The sequence below is a fragment of the Streptomyces sp. XH2 genome, from assembly GCF_049725035.1.
Lineage (GTDB): Bacteria > Actinomycetota > Actinomycetes > Streptomycetales > Streptomycetaceae > Streptomyces > Streptomyces roseoverticillatus.
This window is the reverse complement of the sequence record NZ_JBMMMZ010000005.1, coordinates 150,792-176,791: the sequence shown is the minus strand read 5'-3', so window position 1 is coordinate 176,791 and position 26,000 is coordinate 150,792. Positions and strand designations below refer to the sequence as shown.

Here is a 26,000-nt window from a genome sequence, read left to right as displayed (position 1 = left end):
CTGCGCCTTCGATGACGCCGCTGGCGATCGGCCAGCCGGCGGCGAGTGCCCGGTCGTAGTGGACGAAGTCGACGTTGTTGTCGAGGTATTGACAGGCTTTTGTCGGCGGCCGTGCGATAGTCACCCGTCAGCTTGCAGTGGTCGGCCTCGGCGCGGATCTCGTCGGCGTCCTGCTGGGCGTATCCGCGGAGGATGCGGGCTGTCTTGACGGCGATCCAGTCCTCGGCGTCCGCATCGGCGGGGGCGTGGAAGCAGCGGGAGGCGGCCCACTGGGTAGGCCGCGCGGCGAGGTGCCGGGTCCTTTTCCGCACGACCCCCCACCGAACCCACCGTGCGAAGTGATCTTGAGTATTTGGGCTGTGGCTGGCGTCATCGCAGCAGCCCGCCTGTCCAGAGCACGGTCGACGGCGGTGTGGAGCTCCTTGGCGGTGGTGTAGGCGCGGACGGGCATGTCCTGGTACTTGACCGAGCGCCAGATGCGTTCGATGCGGTTCAACTCCGGCGATCTGGAAGGGAGGTAGAACAGATGGACTCCTATGGCGGCCAGTTCCTCGCGACGTCCCTTGAAGGCGTCGGCGTGGTGGATGGAGGCGTTGTCCAGCACGATGGTGCAGGGCCGAGAGCGCTTGAAGCCAGCCGGCGACGTACTGAGTCGATCCGCTCCGCCGGGCAGCCTGGCGATGTGGTTGCAGACGAAGTCGAGCACCGTCGCCGCGTCGATCCGGTGCTCGACCGTGGTCCACAGCAGTTCGGGCTCGGGGCCGGTGTCGTTGAGCGCGCCGAGTACGTTGACCCGGCGGTTCTTGGTGTCCTCGCGGTTGACCACATGCGGCGGCCTGGAGGGCCGGGTCGGCCTGGTGCCGGATGCTGTCCCGGGTGCGTTTCCAGCGGAAACCGTCCCGGTGCAGCAGCACTGACAGCCGCGAGGAGTCGAGGACGACACCGCGTTCGCGGCGCAGCCACTCGGCCAGTGCCGGCAGCGTCCAGATCTCGCCTTGCACCGCGGCCTCGTCCAGCATCGCCTCCAGGGCATCAAGGTCCTCGCGCCCCCAGCGCGGCGGACGCCCCGGCCGCGCGGCGTCCGCCAGAGCCTCGAACCCTCCGTCGAGAAAACGGTGCAGGGCTTTGTGCACCGTGACCACGTGTTTGTCGAGAATCGACGCGATCTGGGGCGCGGTGCGGCCCTGGGCCGCGAGCCGCACGCAGTCCAGCCGCACCCGTTCGTGGGGTACGAGATGCCGGCACTTCAACCGCCGCCGCAGCTCGGCGACTTGCTGCGTCGACAGCTCCAGACCCAGCGGCTTCATCACCATGGCAGCCCCCTCGCGAGGTGGCCTACCCAAGCCGCACCACAAATCACCAAGATCGCTTAGAAGGCGGAACATTCCACCCTGATCGGTCAACAGATTGTCAAAAGGACATTGATCGTTTGTTGACCGGCGGTTCCTAGCTTCGTCAAGGCACCCCCTCCCGGGCGGACCGCCATCCCGGGACCACTCCAGGAATGAGGAACAGACCAGTGCGGATATCGACCGAGAAGTCGCCCACCAAGTCGCCCATCAAATCGCTCAAGAAGTCCCACATATGGGGCGGCCTCGCCCTGGCCTCGCTCGGCCTCGCCGCCCTGCCGGCGACGGCGCAGGCGGCCGCACAGGCCGGGCCGCTCGTCGGACTCGCCGGCAAGTGCCTCGACGTCCGCGGCGGCAACACCGACGACGGCACTCCCGTCCAGATCTACAGCTGCAACTACACCGCCTCCCAGGTGTGGAGATTCGACGGGGGCAACCAGACCCCGAATCCGACCCCGAACCCGAATCCGAACCCGAATCCGAGCCCGGGCGGGACGCTGCAGCGCCAGGTCTTCGATCTCGTCAACGACTACCGCGCCCAGCACGGCAAGGCGCGCCTGGAGTACGACCCCGTCGTCGAGCGCGCCGCCCAGGCCGAGGCCGACGAGCAGGCCCGCCGCCAGCAGCAGGGCCACTACATCAACACGGGGGACTCGCTGCGCAAGTACGGCTACTCGCGTGCGTGGAGCGCAGTCGCCGAGAACGCCGCAGGTGCCCGCGGCTTCTGGAAGGACGCCCGGTCGGTGGTCGACGCCTGGATCAAGGAGCCGCTGCACGAGCGGAACATCCTGGGCGACCAGTACAAGTACACCGGTGTCGGCGTGACGGTCGACGGGAGCGGCACCTACTGGTGGGCGCAGGACTTCGTCGGCTGATCGCGCGACGCGGCGGTGGCCCGCCCGGGCACCGCGCGGCACAGCGGGGCGGGGGCGCCGGACGTGGGGGGCGGTTCGCGCGCCGCGCCGTGGCCCGGCCGGGCAACGGCGCGTCACTGCGAGGCGGAGTCGTGCGCGAACGTCACCGCCGTGCGGCTGTGGGCGCGGTCTTGTGTGACCATGGTGGTGACCCGGCCCATGGCGCGGCCTCGCGGCTGTGCCCCGTGGGTTCCGGATCCACGGGGCACAGGATTCAGCAGGGCCCGGCACTCAACGGGCCCCCGGGCTCAGCGCACGAACTTCCAGGTGATGCCGTTGACCACGCCCCGGTCGAGCGGTGCCAGCTTCTGGAAGGCCGGCCGGCCGAGGTCGATGTGGGTGCGGTCGCACGAGAGGCACTTGTCCCTGACCGGCACCCTGATGGTCTTGCCGTTGTAGCTGACCTCGATCGATATGCCCTTGCAGAGAGGGTCGTTGTTGGGGTTGGCGGAGGTCCACCACGAGGGCGAGACCGCGACGAGGTCCTGGTTGTTCGCGTCGATGGGCGTCCCGCAGGCGCCGAATCCCTGGTCGGTGTAGTAGGTCATCTTTCCGTTCATCGGCTGGCCGATCGGAACGTCGGCGGCCGCCGGTCCCGCGGCGACGGCAATTCCGGTGGCCGCGGCGGCCAGGACGACGGCCGCGGAGCGCGCAGCTTTGCTTCCACGCATGGTTTCTCCTCGTTCAGGGGTAATGGCGGGCGGGTGTACTCCACGGGCCCGTGGAGTGAGAGCCCCGGAAAACGGCATCACGGAGCCTTCACGGCTCGCCGGTCAGGAAGCCCAAGGACAGCGGCATTTCTTCGGCACGCGTCCGGCTTTCGGTCCATGAGTGTCATGCGGGGCGACGCCGACGCAAGGCCCTGCAGCGAGAGTTGTCCGGAATCGGTTGCCAAATGCGCCTGGTTCGGCCGCTCATGATGTGTGTCGTTGACAACGAAGTTGAAGAGTTATTCACTGCGCAGGAGCGACGGCCGCAGCGCCTTCCGCCGGTCCCGTCGCGTATTCCGGCAAGCGAGTGCCACCTCAGCGATCCGATCCCCACAGGAGCCGCCGTGAAGAGAAACCGCTTCGTCACCTTGCTGCTGGCCGTACTGGCGCTGGTCGGTACGGTCCTTCTCGTGCCGTCCGGCGCGGCGAGCGCCGCCGGCCGGGGCGCGGTGAGTGCCGCCGGCCCGTGCGACAACGCTTCCAACTGGACGGCCGGCACCTGGTATCCGGCGGGCACGGTCGTCCGGTACACGGACGGCAAGTACTACATCGCCGAGCACGACAATCCCGGCTACGACCCGCTCATCAGCACGTGGTACTGGGATCCGTACACCTGTCAGGGCGGCGGGAACCCGGGTACCGGAAAGTTCCCCGTGACGGAGGCCCAGTTCCAGCAGATGTTCCCGGGCCGGAACGCCTTCTACACGTACAACGGGCTGATCGCGGCGCTGGCCGCGTACCCGGGATTCGCCAACACCGGCAGCGACCAGGTCAAGCGGCAGGAGGCCGCGGCCTTCCTGGCCAACGTCGACCACGAGACCGGGGGCCTGGTCCACATCGTGGAGCAGAACACGGCCAACTACCCCCACTACTGCGACGGGAACCAGCCCTACGGCTGCCCGGCCGGTCAGGCCGCATATTACGGCCGCGGCCCGCTCCAGCTCAGCTGGAACTTCAACTACAAGGCGGCGGGCGACGCCCTCGGAATCAACCTGCTGAACAATCCGTCGCTCGTCCAGACCGACGCGGCCGTCTCCTGGAAAACCGCCCTGTGGTACTGGAACACCCAGCGCGGCCCCGGCACCATGACGCCGCACGACGCGATGGTCAACAGCCGCGGATTCGGGCAGACCATACGCAGCATCAACGGCGCCGTGGAGTGCGACGGCCGCAACCCCGCCCAGGTGCAGAGCCGGGTGAACAGCTACCAGCGATTCGCCCAGATGCTGGGCGTGGCTCCGGGCGGCAACCTCTACTGCTGAGCCCCGGCGAGTGCGGCCGGCGGATCCGCCCGAGGGAACCGCCCGCCGGCCGCGCGGACCGCAGGCTCCGGCTCCGCAGCGCACGGTCTCATGACGTCTTCCCGATGGAGTTTAACTCCCCAGCAGCAGCTAGGCTTTGGTTGTTCTTGGAAGGGGCGCTGATGGGCACCAGATTCATTGAGGTAGACGAATCACGGCAAAACGAGCCGGGCGTGCGGAGGGGAGGCAGGACATTGACGGTGGGAGACCAGTCCGTCACCCAGGAGACATGGGTGAAGGTGGAAGCCTACGACGACCTCGATCCGACCGTGACCGAGGACGTCCATCTGCACACGTTCGCCGTCCCCGGTATGGAAGTACGGGCTGGGGCCGCGAAGGATGACGAGGACGGAAGCAGCGAATTCGAAACCAGGCTGGTCCCATCTGTCCAGTATTACCAGATAGAGCTCGGGCCCGACTCGTTGAATAAGCTCCATGATGCTCTCAGGCCCTTCATCGAAGCCGCGCAGGAATGCGAGCCGCCGAAGGGCCGCAGGGTCCGCGCCAAATAGGCCGCAATGCCCCCTCCCGCGAGGGGGCATTGCCGTATTGCAGGTGGCAGAGGCCGTCTTGTCGAGACATTCGGCGTCGGTCCGGGTCCTCAGTACGCCAGAGCCGTGCTCACAAGGACGGTGGCGTTGTGGGCGATGGCGGCGCGGGGACCTCCGGCGCGGGTGCCGGGGGCCCGGGGCCGTCCAGGACGGCGAGCAGTTCGTCGCGACCGCTGACGCCCGTTTTCCGGAACACCGCCTTCACATGGGCGTTGACCGTGTGTACCGACAGGCCGAGGGCCCGGGCGATGTTTTTGGGGGCCGCTCCGGAGTACAGGTGCCGGAGGATCTGGCGTTCGCGGGAGGTGAGGCCGTGCCAGGCCGCGTAGGTGGGCAGGAGCAGAGTGCCGGCGGCCTCCTGGAAGATCACCGCGATGTCGCCCTCGCCCCGTTCTCCGAGGGGCTGGGCGTGAACGGCGACGCGGCGTCCGAGGTACGCGGCGGGGCTGCACGACACCGGGCGCGGGGCCCCGGGGTCGAGCGCGTGGCGGCGCGCGGCCAGGCTGATTTCGAGCATCGACGCGTCGGGCATCCATTGCGGGGCCCTGCCCCGTGCCGGGTCGATGTGCCGCATCCACGCACGCGCCTCCGGTGTGAGGGAGCGGACGCGGTGGTCGGGGCCGACGATGACGACGCCGGTGGGCAGAGGACCGCCGTCGGCGGAGGAGTCCCCGGCCGTGCAGTTCCCCGCGGCGTACGTACGGAGCAGTGCGATCAGCAGCGGGGCGATCTCGGTGAGCCGGTCCGCGTCGGCCCGGTCGAAGGGCCGGCCGCCTTCGACCCGGAGCAGCGCGAGCAGTCCCCAGAGCCCTTGTCCGTCGCGCAGCAGGAGCCGGGCCTCGCTGCCGGCTCCGTGCGCCGCCAGTGTGTCGAGGGCGTGCAGGTGTCCGGGGGCGCAGCGGCCACGGCCGCCGAGGAGCCCGACGGACGCCGGGAGCCGCGCGATGTCGGCCGGGCTGAAGGGATCGTCTCCGAGGTAGGAGTCGAACAGCTGTGCCTGTAAGAGCTGGGGGCTGAAGCCGTGCAGGAAGCCGTACGAGACGGCCCCGGTGACGGGGTTCATGCCGAACAGGCGCAGTGCGTCGTGCGCTACCCAGGGGGTGATCGCTTCGGAGACCAGTGCAGCCGGCTCGTCCTGCACCAGCCGTTCCCCCGTCGCCGCCTGCAGGCGGCGTGCCAGCCGGTCCATGTCCTCCACGGCACGACTATCGGCTCCGCTCCGCCGCCCGGTCCAGATCCCGGCCGGACACATCAGTCGGCGGTGGCCAGGGGCGACGTGGGGCCGGCTTCGGGGGCGTACTGACTGGCCTGGAGCCGGTAGAGCTCGGCGTAGGTTCCTCCCGAGGCCAGGAGGTCGCGGGGTCTGCCGGATTCCACGAGGGTCCCGTTGTCGAGGACGTGGACGAGGTCGGCGTGGCGGACGGAGGCGAGCCGGTGGGTGATGAGGAGGACCGTGCGGCCTTCGTCCGCCAGCGACCGGATCTCGTCGAAGACCCGTAGTTCGGTACGGGCGTCGAGTGCGGCGGTGGGTTCGTCGACGATGAGGATCTGCCCCTGCCGGTAGGCGGCGCGGCAGAAGCCGAGGCGTTGCCACTGGCCCCCGGACAGCTGGTGGCCGCCGCGAAAGCCGCGGACGAGTAGCGTGTTCAGCCCGTGGGGCAGGCCGGTGACGATGTCCTGCGCCCCGGCACGGGTGATCGCCTCCGCGATGCGTGTGTCGCTGACGGGGGTGTCGGTGCGGCCGATGGCGATGTTGATCCGTGCGGTGAACGGCCAGCGGGTGAAGTCCTGCGCGACCATGGCGACGCGGTCGGCCAGCCGGGTCCGGTCCGCCAGGGCGGCGTCGGTGTCGTCCCACAGGATGCGGCCGTGTTGCGGTGCGTACAGGCCGGCGAGGAGCTTGGCGAGGGTCGTCTTGCCCGAGCCGTTGCTCCCGACGAGTGCGACGATCTTCCCGGTGGGGATGGTCAGTGTCACGTCGTTGAGGGCCGGGGAGCTCTCGTCACCCGGATAGGCGAAGGTGACGTGCTCGAAGCGGATCCGGCTCGGCCGGTCGGGGAGGGGCAGGCCTCCCGGTGGTGGGGTACGCCGGGCTGCCTCGTCGCAGAGCCGTTCGAGGTCGCCGACGAACAGGGCTTGTTCGTGGAGCGCGTTGACCTCCAGGGCGAGTGTGGTGAGGCTGGACGAGCCGGTCCGGATCGCGATCACCGCGGTCCCGGCGACGGACAGTGCCATCACTCCGCCCAGGAGCAGGGCCGCGAGCGTCAGGTACGTGGCGGTGGTGGCGACTCCGACCCAGCCGGCCGCGATGAGCCCGGTGCGGGCCTCGAGGCGGGCCAGCCGTGCCTGTTCCGCCTCGGCGGATTCCGACAGGGCGCGGAAGTGCCGCAGGAGGAACGGCCCGACCCCGTGGACCCGGATCTCGGGGGCGGCTTCGGTGTCGGTCAGCATGTGGCCGAGCAGGCTGCCGGCGCGGGTGTGCTGGGTCCAGGCGTGGAAGGAGTGGTAGCGGCGACGGGCCGTGATCAGGGCGCTCCACGTCCCGGGCAGGGTCATGGCGGCCAGCAGCGGCAGCAGGACCGGGTGCAGCACGGTCAGGACGCTCGTGGCGGCGATGAAGGAGATCAGCGCGCTGATGACCCGGTTGCCGATGTCCATCATGCGGCGGGCCGAGGCGGCTCCGTAGCGCGCCGAGTCGAGGAGTTTGTGGAAGTGGTCGTCCTCGATAGCGGCCAGTTCCACTTGTGCGGCCCGTTCGAGGTACAGCTCGGTCGCCACGCGTTCGACCCGTGGCGCGAGCCGCCCGGTGGCGTAGGTCGAGGCGGCTCGCAGCAGGGCGCCGGCCGCCGTCGCCACGGCCACCGTGAGGAGGGCGGGGATCGCGCCGCGCAAACGGTCCTCGACGCCGGCCCCGGTCGTCAGGAAGGCCAGGGCACGGTTGACCGCCAGGAGGCCCACGGCCTGGGTCAGCCCTCTGGCGATGTCGGCGGCCACGAGGGCGCGCGCCGCGGCGGGGTCGGCGCGCCGGGCCAGGCGGAAGCCCGAGGACAGGAGGCGCGGCAGCCGGGCCGTGACCGCTCGCAGGCTCAGTTCCAGATAGGCCTCTTCGTGCTGGGACCAGCCCGCGTCGTAGCGCAGCGGGCCGCCGAAGAGCAGGTGTTCGGACTCGGACGAGGGTACGTCCTCCCGGTCGGCCCGGCGGTCGTGCTCGTGTCGTTCCGTCCGGTGGTTGTGCTCGTCGTGCTCGTTCCGTTCCGTCCGGTGGTTGTGCTCGTCGTGGTCCGTCCGGCGGTCGTGCTCGTGTCGGCGGCGCACGGCGGCTACCAGCCCGTCCAGGTCGCGGCGGTGAACACCAGCGCCGGGTAGGCGCTGACGAAGGCGAACACGAACGTCGTCAGTCCCATGGCCACCGCGATGCCGAGGTGGAGCAGCACGCCGGCGGCGAGGAGGGCCTCCATCGGACCGCTCGGCAGGAACAGGGCACAGAAGAACGTCACCTCCAGCACCATGACCCCCCATGACAGCAGCAGGGCCAGAAGCGGGTGCGAGCGCAGCAGTGCCGCGAGCCGGGGAGACCCGTAGGCGTGGGTGGAGAGGATCTGCGCCAGGCAGGAGCCGTCGCGCCACACCGGCGAGACCAGCTTCGCGACGCCCGCTATCAGGTAGCTCAGCAGCAGCTGGCAGGTCAGGAAGGCGAGGAAGAGCCGGCCGGTCGCGCCGCCCACGGTCAGCGTGACCGCGGCGCACAGGACGGCCAGGGCGGACATCTGGTCGGCGCCGTCCGTGCCGTACGCGCCGCGGTGCAGCGACAGCAGCACGGTGGTCAGCAGCAGCCAGGACACCACGGCGGCGCCGGGTCCCGGTGCCGCCGCGGCGGCGGGAGCGGCGACGCCGGCGGTGAACTGGAGCGCCACCGCCACCCGGTACCGCTCCCACACCATGAGCCCGTCGGCCACGGCGGCCAGGCGCCGGTTCGCGTTCGTCCCGACGACCGCCCACGACAGGACGCCGTCGCGGGCGAACTCGCGGGCCTGACGGAGGTCGCGTGCCGCCGACACCGCCAGCCCGGGGCCCGCGACGGCCAGGACCGCCCGGGCCGTCTCGGCCGCGCTCAGCACGGGACCCCTCCGGGTACGCCGCTCTCCAGGCGGTGCACTGCGGAAACGAAGATCACCTCGGGGGACTCCTCTCGTAGGCTCGCGGCGGCGATCGCGAACTGGTAACCGACGGCGGTGGCGTCGTGCGGGGCGGCGGCGGCCCGGCCCAGCAGGAGGAGATAGGGCGTACCGACCATCAGGCGCGCGTCCCGCAGCCGGGCCTCCTCCGGGCCGTGCCCGCGGCCGGCCCGCCGGCTCTCCGCCACCGCCTCCAGCAGGTGCCCGATGGCGTCGGACGCCGCCTTGCCCGCCCGGCCGCGCGGGCCGCCCCCCGGCCACACCTCGCGCAGCGGACAGGCCGCACCGCCGGCCAGGAAGTCGCGGTACATCAGGATCTGGTCCCTGGTGGCCGGTCTGGGGGCGAAGAACGTCCAGGAGGGCACCAGCGGCGAGAACCAGGCCGGGACCCTGCTCCGTACCGCGCCGCCGATACGGGGCAGGGCCGCCAGCACCGTCACTGCCAGCCACAGCCCCAGCAGAACGGCCACGACCGTGGACAGCACGCGCCGCTCCTAGCCGAAGAGCAGTCGCCGGCGGACGGCGAGCAGACGGTCCACGGACGCCGCGAGCTCACCCTCCCGGCCCGTGACTTCAGCGGTGCCCGCTCCCGACAGCACCACGTCATCCTCGGGGGCGACTCCGCCGCGGGCGCGCTTCTCCGCCACGGCCTCCCGCGCCATCCGGCCGACGATCTCGCAGACGGCGTCCATCGTGGTGATCGAGCCGCAGGGCTGGGGCCGGCCCATGTGGATGTGCCGGACGTCCGGGCTGACGTTCCCCAGCAGCTCCCGTTCCACCCGGCTCAGCCGCGGCGCCCGGCGCAGCAGCAGGTACGACGTCTCGACCCGGGGCGCGCCGTCCCCGTCGGTGTGTTCGACGTCGGCGTGTTCGACGATCTCGAAGTCCTCGTCCTCGACCGGACCCCCGGTGTAGGGCAGGACCTGCGTCCCGAAGGGCATCCCCGCCGGCAGGACCCGGTCCCGGACCAGGGTGTGCCCGGCGTAGCGCACGTCGAAGAAGCGCGCAGCGGCCACCAACGGCTCCGCGGGCCGGTCCGGGCCGGCCGTGTCGCGCACGCCCTGCCAGTCCCGGCGCAGGGCCGCGGCGCGCAGCCGCTGCCAGGCGGGAGCGGCGGTGTCCCCCACGTAGATCACCACCGACCCCGGCGGTGGCAGCATCCCGCCGTCCCCCACGCCTCCCGCGTCGGGCGGGACGCTCACCGTTTCCACCCGGACGGTCTGGGCCACTGCTGATGACGCGCTCATCGTGAACACTCCCCGTGATTGGGACACCCGGACGGCCTGTACGGGCGTTGACGGGCAGTTTCGAGCGGCGGGTGCGACTCCACCAACCCCCCAAAGTTGGGGGGTTGGTGGAGTCGCAAGGTCCGTCTGTCATGGGTGACGGGCGATCCAGCGCCTCACCGGAACCATCAGAGAGTTCCCGTCGGAACCAGTCAGAGAGTTCCCGTCGGAACCATCAGAGGGTTCTCGTCGGAACCATCAGAGAGTTCCTGTCGGGACCATCAGAGAGTGGAGTCGGCCGATATGACTGAGACCATGCACAGGGAAGCGCGAGCGCACGGGCTCCGGGCTTCCCGCAGCGCGTACCTGCGGCTCTTCGCGCTGCAGAGCCGCCGTGAGGACGTGACGGAGGCGGCAGCGAACAGCGAGGAAGGCACGGCGGACAGCTCGCCGGGCGCGGAAGGGGCCGAGCAGCGGAAAGCCCGGCGGTCGCGGATGGCGATCGTCGCCAAACTCCGGGCTCCCATGCGGATGTGGCCCGAGTCGCCCTACCCCGACTTCTGGGTCGAGTACGCGCGCAACGGGACGGGATGGCACGAGCGGTTCCTGGACAAGGGCCCCGCGCTGCTCGGCGAGGGCGAACTCGCCGGTCTCCTCGCCGATCCCGACGCGCGGCTGTGCTCGCCCCGCCGTGCGGACGTCGTCGACGCGTACACGCGGCTCCGGTCGGAGCTGGACGAAGGAGAGGCGTGAGCACGGAAGCCGCACAGCATCCCGCTCCGGCCCTCCGTGCCGAGGGGACTTCGCGGCCGTGGCCGTCGCACCTGCAGCTCGTCGTCAAGGTGTCGAAGTTCTGCAACCTGCGCTGCCGCTACTGCTACGAATTCCCCTCGCTCGGCGACCGCACCGCCATGTCGGTGCCGCAGGTCCGAGCGCTGATCCGGCATGTGGGCGAATGGCTGGCGGACCAGCCCGGCAGGGAAGCCGATTTCGTCTGGCACGGCGGAGAGCCCCTCCTCATGCCGCCGGATTTCTACCACGAGGTCAGGCAGGCCCAGAAGGAGTTCCTGGAGCCGGCCGGCATCCCTTACGGGAATTCCGTCCAGACCAACCTGTACAGACTCACCGACGACGACATCGCCCTGATGCGCGACGTCTTCGACGAAGTGGGCGTATCGGTGGACCTGGTCGGCGGCCACCGCGTCACCGCGGCCGGCCGCCCCGCCCAGCCGAGAATCCTCACCAACATGCAACGGCTCAGGGACGCGGGAGTGCCCTTCGGATGCATCACCGTGCTGTCCCGGGCCACGGCGCCCCACGTCGCGGCGATCCACCGCTTCTTCGAGGACACGGACCTGGGATTCCGGCTCCTGCCGGTCTACCGGACCGGTTTTCCGGGGCAGCAGGCCGCGCACGAACTGACTCCGGCGGAGATCGTCACCGCGCTCAAGACCGTCACCGACCGATGGCTGAGCTCGGACAGCTTCATCCGCGTCGAGCCGATCGACGGCTACGCGGCCAACGTCCTGCACGCCCTGACCGGCGAGAACCGGAGCCTCTACGACAAGGAGCGAGGAGAGACGATCTTCATCGTCGACACGGACGGCTCCGTCTACTCCAACGGCGACGCCTACGATCCGGCGCTCCGCCACGGCAACATCTTCACCGATTCCGTCGACCGCATGCGGCGCTCGCCCGGCTTCGGGGAAGCGTTGCGCCAGTCACGTCGAAGGGTCCAGGAGACCTGCACCGGCTGCCGCTTCCACGGCTCCTGCTCCGGCTTCTTCGCCGCGGAATCCACACCGGAACAGCGATGGCGGGACCCCGCGACCGGCCGGGCCGTGTGCGGAGTGGCGCAGCCGGTGCAGCGGTACATCGAGAAGCGGCTCACGGAGTTCGGTCTCGTCGACACCGTGTCCCGCCGGCTGGACCGCTCCCTGCTCCGGGACCGCGCGCTCGACTGAGCCGGTGATTGAGCCGGGATTGAGCCGGAAATTGAGCCGGGGAGGAACTCACGACACTCACTCGATGCCTTCCAGGAACGGGACGAGCGCATCGATGAAGGACTCGTTCCGGTCACCGACCACCATGTGCCCGGCGTCGGCCACATCGACGCACCGCGCGTGGGGAACCCTCTCGCAGAACTCCTCGGCGACGTCCTCGCGCACCACGTCGCTGAGCCCGCCGCGGACGAGCAGGATCGGCACGCCGGCGTGATGGGCGGCGTCGAGGAGACGCTCCGCCATGCCGGGCGGGTCCATCCGGCTTTCGAAGTGGTCCAGTATCCGGGGGTCCCAGTGCCAGACCCAGCGATCGCCGTGGCGTTGCAGATGGTTCCGTAGCCTTTCGGGGTCGTACGGTCGCGTGCGACGCGGCAGGTAGGCGGACACAGCTGCGGCCGCATCCTCAACGCCGGCGAATCCATCCGGTCGACGGCGCATGAATTCGACGATGCGGCGAACGCCGCGGGGATCCGGCCGGTGGGCGACGTCGACCAGCACCAGAGCACGAACGGCCGCCCTGGGCGCCTCTCCGGCGGCGAGCAGCGAACTCAGACCGCCGAGCGAGGCACCGACGAGCAGCGGGCGGTCGCCGAGCTCGGCGACGAGTGCCCGGACGTCGTCGGCGAACAGGCCGAGGTCGTAGTCGCCGTCGGCTGACCACTCGCTGGTGCCGTGCCCGCGCAGGTCCGGGGCGATGACCCGCCACCCGAGCGCGGCCAGCCGGGGGCCGGCCCGATCCCAGGCGTGCCGTGTCTGGCCTCCGCCGTGCAGCAGGACAAGAGGTGGCGAGGACGCCTCGCCCCACACGTCCGCCGCGAGCAGGATCCCGTCACGACCCACGAAGCTCCGGGGCCGTGACGGTGCGCCGGCCGGCTGGGCTGGGCTGGCCGTCATCCCGTGCCTCGGGTCCGCAGCGGCGCCAGCAGTTGGTCGCGGTAGGGATCCGCGGCCGCCGCGGCGAGCACGACGTCCAGGGCGAACAGAGCGCGCGCGAGGAACCGGTCGTCGTCCATCAGGGCGGCGACCCACTGATGCAGCGCGCCCACGCACGAGGTGCCGACGGCGGCGGCCAGCGCGCTCGTATCGATGTCGGCGCGCAGGACGCCCTGTGCCTGTGCCTCGGCCATCGCCCGGCGGAGCTGGGTGAGTGGACTGCGGTCGAGGACGAGGCCGCTCTCCTCCCACTCGCGCACCATGCGACGCGACACGACCGGGTCGCTCACGAACAGGTGGACGGTCGACCGGACGACCGCACGCGGGTCACCGGCTCCCAGCACCGCCAGACGGCGCTCGAGTTCGTCCATGAACCCGGCGGCCAGCGCCTCCCAGATCTTCTCGCGTGGGCCGATCAGGTTGTAGACGGTGGCCGGGGCGACCTCCGCCCGCTCCGCGATCCGCTCCGTACTGATCACTGATTCCGGGTTGTCCCGCAGGAGTTCGCGTGTCGCTTCGAGGATCCGGCTTCGCCGCCGGGCCTTGTGCTGCTCACGCAGCCCTCCTTCGAGCCCTCCATCGGCCGTCTGCATGCGCGTACGCCCTTCCGTGAAAACTTAGAGGGACCCCTAAATTTAGAGGGCTCTCTGAACGGGGGGCAAGAGCTGCGGCGGTGCGTTGCGCTGGGGAGCCGCGGGCCGACCTTGAGGAATGACGGAGCGTCGGGTGGCATCGGCGCTTGTCAGAGACGACGGTGCCGGCATTCGCCCACGCGGCGTCGACGCTCCATGACGGATGGGAAAACATGTTGGCGGGCTGCCGCTGAGCTGCGACGATGCGGCTGATTCCCTCCTACGGAGAGTGCTTTTGTTCGTCTTTGTTTGTGCGCGGTGTGATGCCGAGCTGACCGTTCCCTTGTCCCAGGTCTCCCTTCCGGCTCACGCCCGTCAGAAGTACGGGAATGGGGTCCAGCTTCCGGTGCTCATGGAGTCAGGGACGTTTGCCGTGGACCCTGACCCCTGGGGAGGGCCATGGCGGATGTGGGACGAGATCGATCCGCGTGAGGCGGAGGCGCGCGGCATCTACGCTCCGGTCTACGCCCTGTCCGACAGCACGCCCGGGGCGATCGTCATCGCGCCCGGAGATATCCGCGGAACCCGGCTGATCCCCGAGAAGCGCGGCGGCGCCTGCTGTGGCCTCGACGGGGCCGACGGACCCAACATGGCCTGCCGAGCGTGCGACCTGCCCGTGGCAACCAGGGTCGACGACTGCTCGCTCTGGCAGGCGGCGCGACTCAGCTCGGACGCCGTGCGCCGCGTCCTCGTCGACGGTGTCCAGGCCGCGCCCTTCTCCTGGGCGGAGCTGGCGGAGAGGGGGGAGAGCACGCCCCCGTTCGAGCCGATTGCCACATGGGGAGGACGGTTCGGGTCCAGCCACTACTGGTCGTGGAGTCCGCAATGGGAGGCCGCAGCCGGCCAGGCGCTCGCCCACCTGCTGGTGGCCTCCAAGGGGCAGCCGGTAAAGGTCCCCGACGGTCTGACCGCGGATGTGTTCCAACGCGCGCTCGACGCCTTGCTGCCCGCAGGCCCGCCGCCGCGGCGCGCCGTCCTGGCCGGACCGGGAGAACCCACCCCCGACCCGGCCGTTGACATCCTCCTCGTACCGGTCCACCCCCAGACGGGCCGGACCTGGGCCCCCGCCGACCCGGCCGCATCGGCATACCCGGTGCCCCTGCCGCTGGGGGTGTGGCTGTGGCTGGTCTCTCCCCAGCCGCACTTGCCGGTTCCCGCCTCGGGTGGCATACCTCAAGACGTCCTCCGCGACGACCCGCTCCCACCGCGCCCCAACTACCTGTTCCGGGCCGACCGGGGAACGTTCCAGCACACCCTGGTCCGGCTACCGGCCGTTCGCAGCCCATGGATGCGCACGATCCTTGAGAACCTCACGCGGGACGGATCGGCCGACATCTTCTAATACGGGCATGCCGAGATCTACCAGCTGGGCCCGGCCATCGGCCGGAGCCCTGCCGGGTTCTGGATCATCTCGATGAGGCGTGGTCGTTGACGGGGGCCGGCGGTGCGCAGTGGAGCGGGTCGATGAGGCCGGCCGGCTCCACCGCTACGGTTCCGGGGCCGCAGCCCAGACCGAGTGCGCACTGCGTGCAGTCGAGGGCTAAGCGGTCGGTGAGGGCGTGTATCAGCGGGCCAGGCTGGCCAAGTAGGACTCGGCGGCGCCTGCAGGGCGTGAGCTCGATGCCGAAGCCCTTGCGCTGGCCAGGAGCCTGGATGTGGACCAGGCGGCCGGTGACGTGCACGGTGGCGCCCTGGCGGAAGGCGCCGGTGCACGCGCCGCGGTAGCTGCGCAGGTGGATGATCCGCTGGGTGAAGACCCTCTGCAGTTCGGTCCGGCGAGGCCTGGCAGGGCTGTGCGCAGCCACTGGCACTTGGCGGAAGCCGCGCGGCGTCAGGCCGACGAGATCGCGGGGTGCGGTCCATGGTTCGACGATCACTTTCAAAGCGTCGCGCGACGCGTTGCGTTGACCACGGACTGATCCTCTGTGGAAAGAGATTGAAGGCCTGGTCGTAATGGCAGAAGGTTTCTTCATCGTGCGGGCTCCTCGCCCCGGGCAGGGTCGCTCACAGGGTTGCCGGGCGTCTCCAGCACGCGGGGCAGATGGACGTGAAGGGGGTTGGACTTCGACCTTGTGGCCTCGTTCGCGGAGTGCTCGGGCAAGGAGTTCTGTGAGGCCGCTGGTACTTTTCCGGACTAAAAGGGTGTCTCACGTGGCAAGTTTCGCGAGCTTCTTGTATCAGGTTGTATCAGGTCAGGGCGGCGGCCATGGCCGGACCTCGGCTCCGCCAGTCATTGCGGATCACGTACGCGATCTTGAGACCGCGAGCAGCCCATGGCAGGCTCATGCCGCATGATCGATGAATTCGCGAAGGACAACCTGCACGGGAGACTGCGGCGGGACCGCAAGGCACTGCTCTGGAAACTCGACGGCTTGTCCGAATACGACGCCCGCCGGCCTTTGACAGCGACCGGGACCAACCTCCTCGGCCTCGTCAAACACGTGGCCAGCGTCGAGGCCAGGTATTTCGGCGAGGTCTTCGACCGCCCTTCCCCGGAACCGCTGCCCCGGTGGCAGGACTCCGACGGCAGCGATCTGTGGGCGACCGAGGACGAGACCCGCGATCAGATCATCGGGTTCTACCGGCGCACGTGGGAACACTCGGACGCGACGATCAACGAGCTTCCCCTCGACGCCCCCGGCCACGTGCCGTGGTGGCCGGAGCCTTATCCCAACACGAACTTGTTCGCCATCATGGTCCATGTCCTCGGCGAGACCAACCGGCATGCCGGGCACGCCGATATCCTGCGCGAGGGTCTCGACGGCCGGACCGGGATGCGCCCCGAACACGAGCAACAGATCGATGAGGAAGCCCGTGCAGCCTACTGCGCGAAGATCGAGCAGGCCGCCAGGACGGCCGCACCGATCAAGGTTTAGGAATCGATCATGATGCGGCCGTCTTCAGCACCCGGGCCGGTGGGGCTCGATCGTCCTGTGCGATGAAGTCGTTCGGGGAGGCGTCGTTCGGCAGCTTCTTGCGCGGTAGTGGCGGAGTGCGCGCTTGTCGTGAAGGTGCGGTGTTCCAGTGCTCGGCATTCGCAGGTCTCCTGCGGACGGGAAATCTGTTCGCCAGTGCACGAGCTTGTAAGGGATGCTGCACGCGTGATTACGCGAGACGCTGCGGTTCGGATCGTCGAAGAAGAGCTCGAACGCTCCTACCGTCGTGAGCTGTCGGCCGGACGGAATCCCCTGCGTACGGCTGTGGCACACGTAGAGCAGCACGAGTGGGTCTGGGTGGTCTCCTGGACGTCCGAGGAACACCTGCGGACTGGGCATCCAGACTTCCTGCTCGTTGGGAACGGGCCGTACTTGGTGGACCGCCTTGACGGGGGTCTCCACCAGGTCGGTGTCGTTTCCGCGGTAACGGAGGCCTGGGAGGCTGACTACCGAGTTCGCATACGAGGTCAGGTCGTACGCACCGCTGTGGACGATCTCCACGATGAGGTTCGAGCCGTAGCGGCTGCTCGCGGACGTATCCATGCCATGCACACCTTGCGCCAGAGGCTGCCGGTGCTCACGCCCGCGCAGGCCATCGCATACGTGACCGCCTTGGAGGACGGCAAGGCCCCGGAACGCCTCGTCGACGTCGCTCAAAGCGAGCTTGTGCCCCCTCTCGATCCAGTCCTGTCAGTGCGGACCATCCGCAGGCCTGGACAGTGTTGAAGCAGCGGGCCACCGGCGTGCGTGAGGATGGTGCGGCGGTGTATGGCGAGGCCGGCGCTTTCGTGCTTGGCGTCGTTAGCTCGGCGACGGGCCGGCCGAGGTGCAGCCTTGACGCTGACGCAGCGGCAGCTTGGATGCTGACGCCGTACAGCAGACACAGTCATTCCACCGGAGGCATTCGTCATGTTGCGCGGCAAGGGCATCCATTACGACACCGGCACCTTTCCCAACGGCGACACGTCGCGCCCCGTCTTCGACGTCCGGGACGTCGAACGGGACATGCGTGTCGTCGCGGAGGACTTGCACTGCACCGCCGTCCGTATCACCGGAGGCGATCCGGACCGCATCGAGACTACGGCGCGGTACGCGGCGGAAGCGGGCCTGGAGGTCTGGTTTTCGCCGTTTCCCTGCGAGTTGTCGAACGCCGAGATGCTGCCGCTGTTCACCGACTGCGCCGAGCGGGCGGAGCGACTGCGGCGCGACGGTGCCGAGGTCGTCCTCGTCACCGGTTGCGAACTCAGCGTGTTCGCCCGCGGATACCTGCCCGGGGACACACTCAACGAGCGCATCCCGGTCCTGGCGGGCCCCGGCCGCGAAGCCGCGCTCCAGGGCATCCCGGACAAGGTCAACGCCTTCCTGGGGGAGGCCGTCGATGCCGTTCGGCCCCTCTTCGGCGGCCGCGTGAGCTACGCTTCCTGCCCGCTGGACGGCGTGGACTGGGCTCCGTTCGACATCGTCGGCCTGGACGCCTTCCATAGCTTGCGCAATGCGGCCACCTACCGTGCCGACCTGCGCAAGGAATGCGGACGCGGCAAGCCCGTCGCCATCATGGAGGCCGGCTGCTGCACCTACCAGGGAGCGGGAGAGCACGGCGGCGCCGGCTGGTACATGGCGAGGGAGGCCGACGGCGTCACTCTCAAGCCCGGCGTGGTGCGCGACGAGGGCGAGCAGGTCCGCTACCTCGACGATCTCATGACCGTCTTCGAGGGGGAGGGCGTCGATTCCGTCTTCTGGTTCAGCTTCGCCGGCTTCAGCACACCTCACCGGACATCCGGACCGGACGAGGACCTCGCCTCCTACGGCATCGTCAAAGTCCTGGACGAGCACAGCGGCCATCCCGCCGACAAACGCGCCTACCCCGGCATGCCCTGGGAACCGAAGCAAGCGTTCCACGCACTCGCCACCCGCTACAGGGCTCACTGAGCTTCGTCAGAGTGGTCACCGATCGGGCCCTGAAGTCCCAGGTCGCTTCGCTCAAAGCGCCGCCATCGTCCGCTCACCCGGCGAGGTTGTGGTCGGTGTGAGCGCCCTCCCTGCGCGTATGCCAACGCGTCCGCCGCCCTGCACGCGCGATGACGTGGCTTGCTGCGCGGCCGGGCCGGACAGTGATGCGGGCGGTGGCGGCGCTGCTGTCGCGGCAGGGCCTGTCACCTGTACGGATCGAGGTACTGGTGGAATGCAACCCGGCCACGGTGCGCCGCTGGATCGGCCGCTTCCATGCCTGCGGGGTGACCGGTTCGGCCGAACGCCCCCGCAGCTGGCGGCCGAGCCCGCGTGGCCGGCGGCTGCCCGCTGCGGGGTGCCGCGTTGCTCGAGCGGCCGGTTGGCTATCTGCTGGACTGTTGCTGCCTCTGAGCCCCGTCCTGCTCGGGCCCTGAACCCACGCACACAGAATCGCCGAAGCCGTCCCTCACTCCACCGGCGACGAATCCGAATGACGGCGCACCTGGCGGACGGCGAGCGGAGCTGGCAGACCAACGACCGGGACCTGGCGGTGTCAGCCGTCTTCCGGTCCGGCGGGCACGTGGGACTGACCTGGTCCTTGCGGCCATGGCCGATGGATGCCGGCGGCTGGAGCGCGTCGGTGACCACCTGGGTGGAGTCCGGCGAGCAGATGGCTTCCTTGGCAGCTGACATCCGGCACTTTCTCACCGGGGAACAGCAGTGACACCGGGTATCCGCATCACCTGGACGCTGGGGGTTCGCCGGTCCACACCCCGGACACGGTGAAGACCTGGACCTGGACCTGGCCGCTGTCTGCGTCGAACGCGCGTGACGCAGGGGATGATGGTGCCCCGATATGTCGATCACGAGGTCAGGAGCTCCGATGCCGAGGCGCGTTCATCAGCCACTGGAGGACGAGGAGGTCGACTTTGTCCTCAGGATGATCGATGGCCCGGTCCTCGCCTACTTCTCCGGGACGTGGCCGAAGGCGATCGAGGCGTGCCGGGCCATGGACCTTGTCGTGGGCCGGATCGCCGAGGAGTACGGGAGCCTCCTGACGGCCATCAAGATCGACATCACCCGCTGCCCGAAGGCGACCAAGCGGTACGGCGTCACCGGGGCCCCGTCCGTCGTCCTGCTCAAAGAAGGTGCGGTGGCGGCACGCAACGCGGGGCCGATGACCCATGCCGAGGTGCGGGACTTCCTGACCGCGCACCTCTGACCGCCCGCCCGCTCTTCCCCGGCGGGGGGGGAGGAGGCGGACAGTGGGTACGCGCGGTACCCTCCCTCACGTGTCCCCGGGCGCCGGGCCGCCCTCGAAGGGGTCGATGAAAGCGCTGGCGTCGGGGTTCTTCGCCACGTCGGCGCCACGTTCTCCTTGCGATGACGAAGGTGCGGGGGCACACGGTGATGGCTGTCACCGCATGGGATCGGCGGCAGCCAGCGCGTGCAGGGGCCAGAGCGGCGAGACTGAGGTCCACCGCGCGGCGCAGCTGGGTGAACTTCCGCACGGCGAAGGCCGAGAGCCGTCAAGGGCTCGGGCGCGCTGTCTCGTCTGCCCTCCGAGGTCGCCGGTGGACCAGTTCGAGGGGAAGCATGCCGAGCAAAAGGAACTGTTGATCACAAGCTTCAGGGCCATAACTCGGTTACGGCTGATGGGTCACTCACAGAGTGAGCGCATCTTGACCACCGTCGCGCCCTATGCGAGTGCTTGGGGCATCGTGCCGGCATCAGGGTGCGCGAGCCGGGGGACCCTGGTTGTCAGCGGAGGGATCAGCCGCCCAGGTAGCTTCGGGTGCGGGTGAGGATGGGATTGAGGCGGTCGAGCAGAGCAGCGAGAGTGTCGAGTGCTTCCGGACGATTCGTGTCCTTGTACACGTTCATGGCGTACTTGACTGTCAGCCGCCATCGCGCGTCGGCGTCGAGGAATGACTTCCGCTCGGCGGGGGACGGTGGGGTGGCGGTGCCCATCCGGGTCTCGAGAGTCCGTGCTTCCGCCTCCAGTCGGTTGCCCTCGCGGCGAAGCTCCGCCACTACGGCGGCGGCCCGTGCGACAACATCGCCCGCAGGTGCCCCCGGGAGCAGGGGAGTCGGCGATATGGAAGGCGGGGCTGGTGCGATGGGCTGCGGTACAGGGGCGATGGGCGGGGTCGTGGTCCGGGGTGCGGGGCCGGCTTTCCCCAGCCGGCTGAGGATGTCGGTGATGCGGGTCTGCTGGCGGGTGCGGGCGCGGGGGTCGGCGACGACTTCCGGGCGGCAGATTTCCGCTAGTGCGGCCTGGTCCTCCTGCTGGAGTGCCGCGCTCTGTTCAGCCTGTAGGCGGGCGATCTCCTTCTCCTTCTCGCCTCGCTTGCCTGGTGAGGCCTCGGCTGGCCGGGCTTGCAGGTCCTCGATGCGGAATCCGATTTCTTCCGATCGGCTGATGCGCACCGGTTCGAGCAGGGCGGATGTGATGACCCAGCCGACCGACGTTTCGGTGCCGAGGACCGGGTCGTCGCTCATGCGGACGGGCGCAGACGTCTCGGTCCAGTCGCCTTCCGTGATGCTTGGTTCAGAGACGGTCAGGCTGTCCTGGATGCCGTTGGTGAAGACGAGCCGGACCTGGACCGTGAGGTATCGCCGTTGCCCGTGTCGCTGAGCGCGGGCGATCTCGAGCCGTTTCCTCTCGGACAGTGCCTCGCTGCGCTCCTGAAGCTCCTGATCGGCCAGTGCCTTCTCCACTCGTCCCGGAACACGCTTGGCTTCTTCTCTGGCCATCAAGTAGGAGTTGATCGCGCCGAGAATCATCGGGCCAAAGGTCTTGATCCCGCCGACCAGACGATTCGGAGGGCGGCCCGCGGGGCGGGCAGGGCCCTGAGCGGGAGCCCGGCCGCCCGTCGCCGGACCGCTCGGGGCGGTCGTCGGCGACGCCTTCCCCGCTGCAGGCGGCTTCGGGGCGGAACCCGGGGCGATCCGACCGCCTTCGGGCGGTGGCCCCCCACTGCCTGACGACGGGGGAGCACCTCCGGGCGTTGAGTGAGTCATCCCTGCCAGCACCTGTGCGGCGGTCTTGGCGTTACGGATGCACATCTGGCGACCGCCCCGGACTCCTTCCGGGCCGATAATGAGCTCGAAGTCCTCCAGCTTCAGGTTCTTCTTCTGCAGGAATCCTTTGAGAAGGTTTGCGTAAGGTTCTCCACTGACGCTGGGCAGTCCCTCGCTGACGCCGGGCACGCCCTCCTTCGTATGTTTGAAGGGGGTCATGAAGTCCTTTTCCTTGGTCAGGTCCAGCACCCGGCCCAGCTTGGCCGGGTCCACGATGCCACGGGCGACCCGTCGCAGAGCAGGGTTGCCCTGTGCCCGTGTGGTGGCGTATTCCTCGGCAGCGTCTGGACTGTCCGAGAAGTAATGGCCTTCGCCCAGGTCGTGCACCCAGCCCTTCTCAGGTGGCGGTGCTCCTTCCGCGTAGCCGCGATACCAAAGTTCTGGTACCAGGCCGATGCGCGCCGTGGGCCGCACCGGATGAAACCCTGGGTGCGCCATGCCTTTCATGAAGCGGTCGGTGACCGCGTGGGCCTGACGCTCTGAGGCGTCCCCGGGGCGACTCAAAAGCGGTGCACCCTCGGTGGCCGGAGCGGAGGCGCTCTGCGCTACGTGCACCAGCTCGTGGACCAAGAGGGCAGTGCCCCTTCGCGTGCGGGGTTCGTAGGTTCCGGGTGCGAAGGCGATGTGTGCACCAACCGTGCATGCGGCAGCTCGGAGACGCTGCACCTCCGCAGCCGACGTGAGATCGGTGTGCACCCGCACGGTGCTGAAGTCGTATCCCAAACGGTGTTCTATGGCCGCTCGGACCGCGGACGGCAGAGACGCGCCTCCGTGTGGCTTTCGGGCCATGAAGGACGGCGGCGGCGTGCGCGCGGGATCCATGGCACGTGCCGGGGCAGGCTGGGGGCGAGCGAATTCCGTCACCGTCCCAGTCTGCAGTTCCCGCTTCGGTCGTGCTCGGTGGGCACGGGAGGGGCGTTGCTGCGGCGGGCTCCGACGTGGATGCCGTAGTGGGTGGGGGCCGCGACGAGGTCGTCGGGGAGGGGCAGGTTCGCAGCGGCGTGGGTGAGCGACCGGGCCGTGGGACCGTGGCGGTGCCGGGGCGGGGAAGCGGGCGGCTCGGGGTAGGCGAGGGCGTGGTCGACGTCGTATCGGGTCCTGCTCATGAGGGGTCTCCAGCTGGAGACGGGGAAAGATCGGGCGTGGTCGTCGTTTCGCCCGCGCTCGGGCAGGTCGGATACGAAGCGGGTCTCGCTGGGTGCCCGCGTTCCGGCGTTCCACGCACGTCTTGTGCCTGGGTCTGCCGTTGTGGGACCTCAGCAGGGTGGTCGCCTCGCACAGCACGTACCGCTCCGGCCGGGCGATGTGCGACCCGTCCTGCCGGTCCAGAAGGAAGACCGGTGCGGACGGGGGCTCGGGCGGTGCGGGACGCCACCGTGCGGGGTACGGCGCGTGCTCGCGCGCACTGATCGTGCGCTGGTCCCGGCTTAGGGCGAGACTGGAAATGGCCCTTCCGGTACATGCGGACGGAGTGCCATGCAACGTGCGATAGTGCTGATCGGGGTGCGCAGTTCCGGGGGACTGCCCAGGTTGCAGGCTGTCGGTAAAGGCCTGGATGCCATGCGTGACTGGGCGATCGATCAAGGCATCCCCACCGGGCACGTAACGGTCCGCTCCGACGAGGACGGCACCCCGGTGCGGGCGTCGGATGTGTTCGATGCTGTACACGCGTATGTGGACCGGGGTGTAATTGGCCAGCTGATCGTCTATTTCTGTGGTCACGGCGTGAACAACAACGGCAGCGAGTTTTGGCTGCTCACCGGTGCCCCGGCCAACCCGAATGAGGCAATCAATGTCGCGCGCAGTATCCGGCTCGCCGAGCGGTGCGGCATTCCCCACGTCGTGCTCGTGTCAGATGCCTGCCGCACGGCGCCGACAGGTATCCAGGCCGACGATGTGACCGGCTCGGAGATCTTCCCGAACCTTCCGGCTACTGCAGCCACAGGTTGCGTGGACGTGTTCTATGCCTGCCGACTGGGCGAGCCCGCATTCGAGATCGCCGACGCGGTGGAGGCGAGCCGCTCCTACCGAGCCGTGTATACGGAGGTCTTCGCGGAGGCGCTTCGTGGCATGTACCCGGATCTGCGAGAGCGCATCGCAGGAAGGGATGGTGACGAGACGTATGACGTGGTGCGCCCCTATCCCCTCCGGAAAGCCCTGCCGAAGCTTGTCACCACCCGTATCAGGGAACTGAAGGCGACAACAGCTGTGGTTCAGGAGCCCGAGGGCAGGGTCTGCTCCGACCCGTACGAGGCGTGGCTCTCCCGGCTCGAGCCGGCTCGCCCCGCAGGCCCTCCTAGTGGTCCTCTCTCCGGCGGCTACGACGCTCCCGAACCGCTTCCACCTCTCCCTGGCTCAGCAGGCGGCAGCGGTTCTCGACCGCGCTTGCGCCGCTGGCGCAAGCGCAAGTTGTCCCACCCGAATTTGCCCTTGCCCTTCCCGGAAGGCCCATCCGGTACAGAAATACGCGACACTGTGCAGGCTTTGCGGCCGCTCGACCCCGCACTGACTGGCGCCAAATCCGCACTTATCCGGCTGAACCAGCCTCCGAGCGCAGAGGAGATCGCGAGGCTCGCCACATCCCGGGTGCACACCGAGCACAACTTCGAAAACATCATGGACATGGCCGTCCTACGCGTGCACGGATCCGAGCTCGATGGCGCGGAAACACGACAGTGTGGGCAGCTGCGAGTCATCAAAGACGAGGTGTGGTTGGAACCCGTAGGGGACTGGCCGACGACCGTGCTCGTACAGCTTGCTTCCGGGCACTGCGCGTTCGTACCTGCCTACCCGGGCTACCTGGGCACCCTCACCATCGACGACAGTCGGCTCGTCGACGTCTCGTACATCTCATCTCGAGCTCCCAGCACGGATCCGGACTACCTGAACCAACGCGCCTGGATGGCTGTGGCCTCGCGCTACGGCCTCCCGTGGTGGGAAGAGACCGGTCTGGAAGGCCTGGTGAGGCTGCATGACCGTGCCCACGACGGCGACCCCTCGATCGACCTGTACGTCGCCTACGCCATGGTCGAGCTCGGCCGCCGCGACCTCGTGGACACGCTGCTCGGCGACGACAGGCCCGCGCTGTACGACGTGCGGCTGCTCGCGCGGGACCGGACTGCCGGCCCCGTCGTGCCGCCGGTGCCCCTCCTGGCGCGCGGGTGGGCGCTGCTCGAACCTTCTGTGGCGCGGGCACTACCCACCCCTCTGCCCTCGCACTGGACGCTCTTCGCTGCCGAGGAGCTATCCCGACTCCGTGAAGTCCTGACTCAGGATCAGGAAGGAGCTCCGTGATGCGTGGGCTTGTGCTGATCCACGGACGATCCCAGCAATTCAAGGACGCCGCCGAACTGAAGAAGGAGTGGATGGAGGGGCTGCATACCGGGCTGCGGAACATCGGCAGCGACCTGCAGATACCGGCCGAACTGATCCGCTTCCCCTACTACGGGCAGACGCTGTTCGAACTGGCGCAGGGCTCGGACGCCGTGCCGGACGTGGTCGTCAAGGGCCACGGCGAACCTGAATCTGTCGAGCAGGACTTCATCGCGGCGGTTGTCGAGGACGTGGTGCGGGCCCAGGGCATCGCGGAGGAAGACATCAGGGCAGCCGCGGATGATCCATCCGTGATCGCACGGGACGTCCAGAACTGGCCCTGGGTGATCGCCGCACTGCGCGTGATTGACCGGGTCCCGGGTCTGAGCGCCGGAAGTATCGCCCTGGTCACCCGCGACGTCCACAGAGCCTCAGGCCAGTCAGCCGACCCGCTTGCGTGGCGGACTGGTTCAACGCGTACGACGACCAGGACGTCGTCGCCCTCCACCCTCTGGACCACATGTACTTCCCCGTCGCTCCTGACATCGAGAACTACGGCAAGGTGAAGAACCCGACCCCCGACAAGCACGGCATCAGCGGCTACCTCAGTGACCCAGCCGTAGCCCGCCGCATCCGGGACGCGCTCTTTGACGGGACCCCCGCATGAGTGCTGGCGCCTCTCGGAGAGCACACCGAGGGCGCCCGGAGCCTGGCGGCTCCGAGGCGCCCTGGATATCGCGTCTGCCTGCGCCTGCCCGTGTGCTGTCACCCCGGCCTCCGGAACCGGCCGACAGCCATGTCGCCGCTCCAGTCGTGGCGGTGCGGGCACCACGTTTCTGGTGTGAGCTGCATCACCTGCAGGGGTTGCTTGTCGGCAGGCTTGGAGAGAGTGGGTGCACATATATGCAGGCAGTCCGCATGGTG

Annotated in this window: 25 protein-coding genes and 2 pseudogenes; 14 read left to right on the top strand and 13 right to left on the bottom strand. The window is 69.1% G+C overall.

The genetic code is table 11. The features are described from left to right. Nucleotides 1-127 precede the first annotated feature (127 nt). Together ACOTKD_RS12110 and ACOTKD_RS12105 are read right to left on the bottom strand one after the other, a co-directional pair. Nucleotides 128-826 (bottom strand): transposase, encoded by a 699-nt coding sequence (locus tag ACOTKD_RS12110; protein ID WP_424888899.1) that lies wholly within the window; start codon nt 824-826, stop codon nt 128-130. 16 nt (nt 827-842) lie between these two features. Further along, nucleotides 843-1,307, bottom strand: a pseudogene (locus ACOTKD_RS12105) (helix-turn-helix domain-containing protein); the annotation flags it as partial. Nucleotides 1,308-1,519: 212 nt separating this feature from the next. On the opposite strand from ACOTKD_RS12105, the gene ACOTKD_RS12100 reads away from it, so the two are divergent. Further along, on the top strand, nt 1,520-2,224 hold the full coding sequence (locus tag ACOTKD_RS12100; protein ID WP_424888898.1) for a CAP domain-containing protein: 705 nt from the start codon (nt 1,520-1,522) through the stop codon (nt 2,222-2,224). A 287-nt stretch (nt 2,225-2,511) separates the two neighbouring features. Here the strand turns inward: ACOTKD_RS12100 and ACOTKD_RS12095 are convergent, their stop codons facing one another. Then, nucleotides 2,512-2,934, bottom strand: coding sequence for a cysteine/serine endopeptidase inhibitor (locus ACOTKD_RS12095; RefSeq protein WP_424888897.1), 423 nt, complete (start codon nt 2,932-2,934; stop codon nt 2,512-2,514). Between the two features lie 383 nt (nt 2,935-3,317). Here ACOTKD_RS12095 and ACOTKD_RS12090 point away from each other — a divergent pair, with 383 nt between their 5' ends. Together ACOTKD_RS12090 and ACOTKD_RS12085 are read left to right on the top strand one after the other, a co-directional pair. Beyond that, nucleotides 3,318-4,235 carry a glycoside hydrolase family 19 protein gene (locus ACOTKD_RS12090; protein WP_424888896.1) on the top strand — a complete coding sequence of 306 codons (918 nt, stop codon included), beginning with the start codon at nt 3,318-3,320 and terminating at the stop codon, nt 4,233-4,235. Nucleotides 4,236-4,396: 161 nt separating this feature from the next. Further along, complete coding sequence (locus ACOTKD_RS12085) at nt 4,397-4,786, top strand: hypothetical protein (RefSeq protein WP_424888895.1); 390 nt, start codon at nt 4,397-4,399, stop codon at nt 4,784-4,786. A gap of 109 nt (nt 4,787-4,895) precedes the next feature. On the opposite strand, the gene ACOTKD_RS12080 is transcribed toward ACOTKD_RS12085, so the two are convergent. The 5 genes from ACOTKD_RS12080 to ACOTKD_RS12060 all read right to left on the bottom strand — a co-directional run bounded on the left by ACOTKD_RS12080 (nt 4,896) and on the right by ACOTKD_RS12060 (nt 10,247). Then, nucleotides 4,896-6,014 carry a helix-turn-helix transcriptional regulator gene (locus ACOTKD_RS12080; protein WP_424889121.1) on the bottom strand — a complete coding sequence of 373 codons (1,119 nt, stop codon included), beginning with the start codon at nt 6,012-6,014 and terminating at the stop codon, nt 4,896-4,898. A gap of 62 nt (nt 6,015-6,076) precedes the next feature. Beyond that, on the bottom strand, nt 6,077-7,981 hold the full coding sequence (locus tag ACOTKD_RS12075; RefSeq protein WP_424889120.1) for an ABC transporter ATP-binding protein: 1,905 nt from the start codon (nt 7,979-7,981) through the stop codon (nt 6,077-6,079). 164 nt (nt 7,982-8,145) lie between these two features. Then, nucleotides 8,146-8,943 (bottom strand): hypothetical protein, encoded by a 798-nt coding sequence (locus ACOTKD_RS12070; protein WP_424888894.1) that lies wholly within the window; start codon nt 8,941-8,943, stop codon nt 8,146-8,148. Beyond that, complete coding sequence (locus ACOTKD_RS12065) at nt 8,937-9,485, bottom strand: hypothetical protein (protein ID WP_424888893.1); 549 nt, start codon at nt 9,483-9,485, stop codon at nt 8,937-8,939. Before ACOTKD_RS12065 ends, ACOTKD_RS12070 begins: the two co-directional genes overlap by 7 nt. 9 nt (nt 9,486-9,494) lie before the next feature. Then, on the bottom strand, nt 9,495-10,247 hold the full coding sequence (locus tag ACOTKD_RS12060) for a hypothetical protein (protein ID WP_424888892.1): 753 nt from the start codon (nt 10,245-10,247) through the stop codon (nt 9,495-9,497). Between the two features lie 282 nt (nt 10,248-10,529). Between ACOTKD_RS12060 and ACOTKD_RS12055 the strand changes: the two genes are divergently transcribed. Together ACOTKD_RS12055 and ACOTKD_RS12050 are read left to right on the top strand one after the other, a co-directional pair. After that, nucleotides 10,530-10,979 carry a hypothetical protein gene (locus ACOTKD_RS12055; RefSeq protein WP_424888891.1) on the top strand — a complete coding sequence of 150 codons (450 nt, stop codon included), beginning with the start codon at nt 10,530-10,532 and terminating at the stop codon, nt 10,977-10,979. Next, entirely contained in the window at nt 10,976-12,190 is a 1,215-nt protein-coding gene (locus ACOTKD_RS12050; RefSeq protein WP_424888890.1) for a radical SAM protein, read from the top strand. The genes ACOTKD_RS12055 and ACOTKD_RS12050 overlap by 4 nt, the downstream gene beginning before the upstream one ends. 57 nt (nt 12,191-12,247) lie before the next feature. Here ACOTKD_RS12050 and ACOTKD_RS12045 read toward each other — a convergent pair whose 3' ends face one another. After that, complete coding sequence (locus ACOTKD_RS12045) at nt 12,248-13,069, bottom strand: alpha/beta fold hydrolase (protein WP_424888889.1); 822 nt, start codon at nt 13,067-13,069, stop codon at nt 12,248-12,250. Nucleotides 13,070-13,119: 50 nt separating this feature from the next. After that, nucleotides 13,120-13,755, bottom strand: a complete 636-nt coding sequence (locus ACOTKD_RS12040) for a TetR/AcrR family transcriptional regulator (protein WP_424888888.1) — start codon at nt 13,753-13,755, stop codon at nt 13,120-13,122. Nucleotides 13,756-14,029: 274 nt separating this feature from the next. Here ACOTKD_RS12040 and ACOTKD_RS12035 point away from each other — a divergent pair, with 274 nt between their 5' ends. Then, the gene (locus ACOTKD_RS12035) at nt 14,030-15,136 is read left to right on the top strand and encodes a hypothetical protein (RefSeq protein ID WP_424888887.1); all 1,107 of its coding nucleotides are present in this window, start codon (nt 14,030-14,032) and stop codon (nt 15,134-15,136) included. A 64-nt stretch (nt 15,137-15,200) separates the two neighbouring features. Here the strand turns inward: ACOTKD_RS12035 and ACOTKD_RS12030 are convergent, their stop codons facing one another. Continuing rightward, nucleotides 15,201-15,671: a hypothetical protein gene (locus ACOTKD_RS12030; protein ID WP_424888886.1), complete on the bottom strand. Its 471-nt coding sequence runs from the start codon at nt 15,669-15,671 to the stop codon at nt 15,201-15,203. A gap of 414 nt (nt 15,672-16,085) precedes the next feature. Here ACOTKD_RS12030 and ACOTKD_RS12025 point away from each other — a divergent pair, with 414 nt between their 5' ends. The 6 genes and pseudogenes from ACOTKD_RS12025 (at nt 16,086) to ACOTKD_RS12000 (ending at nt 19,902) form a co-directional block, all read left to right on the top strand. Continuing rightward, nucleotides 16,086-16,670, top strand: a complete 585-nt coding sequence (locus ACOTKD_RS12025; protein WP_424888885.1) for a DinB family protein — start codon at nt 16,086-16,088, stop codon at nt 16,668-16,670. A 108-nt stretch (nt 16,671-16,778) separates the two neighbouring features. Beyond that, nucleotides 16,779-17,456 carry a YrhB domain-containing protein gene (locus tag ACOTKD_RS12020; RefSeq protein WP_424888884.1) on the top strand — a complete coding sequence of 226 codons (678 nt, stop codon included), beginning with the start codon at nt 16,779-16,781 and terminating at the stop codon, nt 17,454-17,456. Nucleotides 17,457-17,639: 183 nt separating this feature from the next. Then, nucleotides 17,640-18,659: a hypothetical protein gene (locus ACOTKD_RS12015; protein WP_424888883.1), complete on the top strand. Its 1,020-nt coding sequence runs from the start codon at nt 17,640-17,642 to the stop codon at nt 18,657-18,659. Between the two features lie 159 nt (nt 18,660-18,818). Further along, nucleotides 18,819-19,058 (top strand): annotated as a pseudogene (locus ACOTKD_RS12010) (helix-turn-helix domain-containing protein); the annotation flags it as partial. A gap of 112 nt (nt 19,059-19,170) precedes the next feature. Continuing rightward, nucleotides 19,171-19,404: a DUF6228 family protein gene (locus tag ACOTKD_RS12005; RefSeq protein ID WP_424888882.1), complete on the top strand. Its 234-nt coding sequence runs from the start codon at nt 19,171-19,173 to the stop codon at nt 19,402-19,404. Nucleotides 19,405-19,563: 159 nt separating this feature from the next. Further along, a complete protein-coding gene (locus ACOTKD_RS12000) occupies nt 19,564-19,902 on the top strand; it encodes a thioredoxin family protein (protein ID WP_424888881.1) in 339 nt (112 codons plus the stop codon). A 551-nt stretch (nt 19,903-20,453) separates the two neighbouring features. Here ACOTKD_RS12000 and ACOTKD_RS11995 read toward each other — a convergent pair. Together ACOTKD_RS11995 and ACOTKD_RS11990 are read right to left on the bottom strand one after the other, a co-directional pair. Continuing rightward, nucleotides 20,454-22,553, bottom strand: a complete 2,100-nt coding sequence (locus tag ACOTKD_RS11995; RefSeq protein ID WP_424889119.1) for a DUF4157 domain-containing protein — start codon at nt 22,551-22,553, stop codon at nt 20,454-20,456. 71 nt (nt 22,554-22,624) lie between these two features. Then, entirely contained in the window at nt 22,625-22,870 is a 246-nt protein-coding gene (locus tag ACOTKD_RS11990; RefSeq protein WP_424888880.1) for a hypothetical protein, read from the bottom strand. 370 nt (nt 22,871-23,240) lie between these two features. Here ACOTKD_RS11990 and ACOTKD_RS11985 point away from each other — a divergent pair, with 370 nt between their 5' ends. Both ACOTKD_RS11985 and ACOTKD_RS11980 read left to right on the top strand, forming a co-directional pair. After that, complete coding sequence (locus ACOTKD_RS11985; protein WP_424888879.1) at nt 23,241-25,058, top strand: hypothetical protein; 1,818 nt, start codon at nt 23,241-23,243, stop codon at nt 25,056-25,058. Further along, nucleotides 25,058-25,642 (top strand): hypothetical protein, encoded by a 585-nt coding sequence (locus tag ACOTKD_RS11980; protein ID WP_424888878.1) that lies wholly within the window; start codon nt 25,058-25,060, stop codon nt 25,640-25,642. Before ACOTKD_RS11985 ends, ACOTKD_RS11980 begins: the two co-directional genes overlap by 1 nt. The last annotated feature ends 358 nt before the right edge of the window (nt 25,643-26,000 follow it).

What these genes read in the sequence shown, in the direction of transcription:
- ACOTKD_RS11990 (WP_424888880.1), bottom strand. Translation starts at nt 22,870, where the DNA reads ATGAGCAGGACCCGATACGACGTCGACCACGCCCTCGCCTACCCCGAG.
- ACOTKD_RS11995 (WP_424889119.1), bottom strand. Translation starts at nt 22,553, where the DNA reads ATGGCCCGAAAGCCACACGGAGGCGCGTCTCTGCCGTCCGCGGTCCGA.
- ACOTKD_RS12085 (WP_424888895.1), top strand. Translation starts at nt 4,397, where the DNA reads ATGGGCACCAGATTCATTGAGGTAGACGAATCACGGCAAAACGAGCCG.
- ACOTKD_RS12060 (WP_424888892.1), bottom strand. Translation starts at nt 10,247, where the DNA reads ATGAGCGCGTCATCAGCAGTGGCCCAGACCGTCCGGGTGGAAACGGTG.
- ACOTKD_RS11980 (WP_424888878.1), top strand. Translation starts at nt 25,058, where the DNA reads ATGCGTGGGCTTGTGCTGATCCACGGACGATCCCAGCAATTCAAGGAC.
- ACOTKD_RS12080 (WP_424889121.1), bottom strand. Translation starts at nt 6,014, where the DNA reads ATGGACCGGCTGGCACGCCGCCTGCAGGCGGCGACGGGGGAACGGCTG.
- ACOTKD_RS12040 (WP_424888888.1), bottom strand. Translation starts at nt 13,755, where the DNA reads ATGCAGACGGCCGATGGAGGGCTCGAAGGAGGGCTGCGTGAGCAGCAC.
- ACOTKD_RS12005 (WP_424888882.1), top strand. Translation starts at nt 19,171, where the DNA reads ATGACGGCGCACCTGGCGGACGGCGAGCGGAGCTGGCAGACCAACGAC.
- ACOTKD_RS12095 (WP_424888897.1), bottom strand. Translation starts at nt 2,934, where the DNA reads ATGCGTGGAAGCAAAGCTGCGCGCTCCGCGGCCGTCGTCCTGGCCGCC.
- ACOTKD_RS11985 (WP_424888879.1), top strand. Translation starts at nt 23,241, where the DNA reads ATGCAACGTGCGATAGTGCTGATCGGGGTGCGCAGTTCCGGGGGACTG.
- ACOTKD_RS12025 (WP_424888885.1), top strand. Translation starts at nt 16,086, where the DNA reads ATGATCGATGAATTCGCGAAGGACAACCTGCACGGGAGACTGCGGCGG.
- ACOTKD_RS12055 (WP_424888891.1), top strand. Translation starts at nt 10,530, where the DNA reads ATGACTGAGACCATGCACAGGGAAGCGCGAGCGCACGGGCTCCGGGCT.
- ACOTKD_RS12000 (WP_424888881.1), top strand. Translation starts at nt 19,564, where the DNA reads ATGCCGAGGCGCGTTCATCAGCCACTGGAGGACGAGGAGGTCGACTTT.
- ACOTKD_RS12015 (WP_424888883.1), top strand. Translation starts at nt 17,640, where the DNA reads ATGTTGCGCGGCAAGGGCATCCATTACGACACCGGCACCTTTCCCAAC.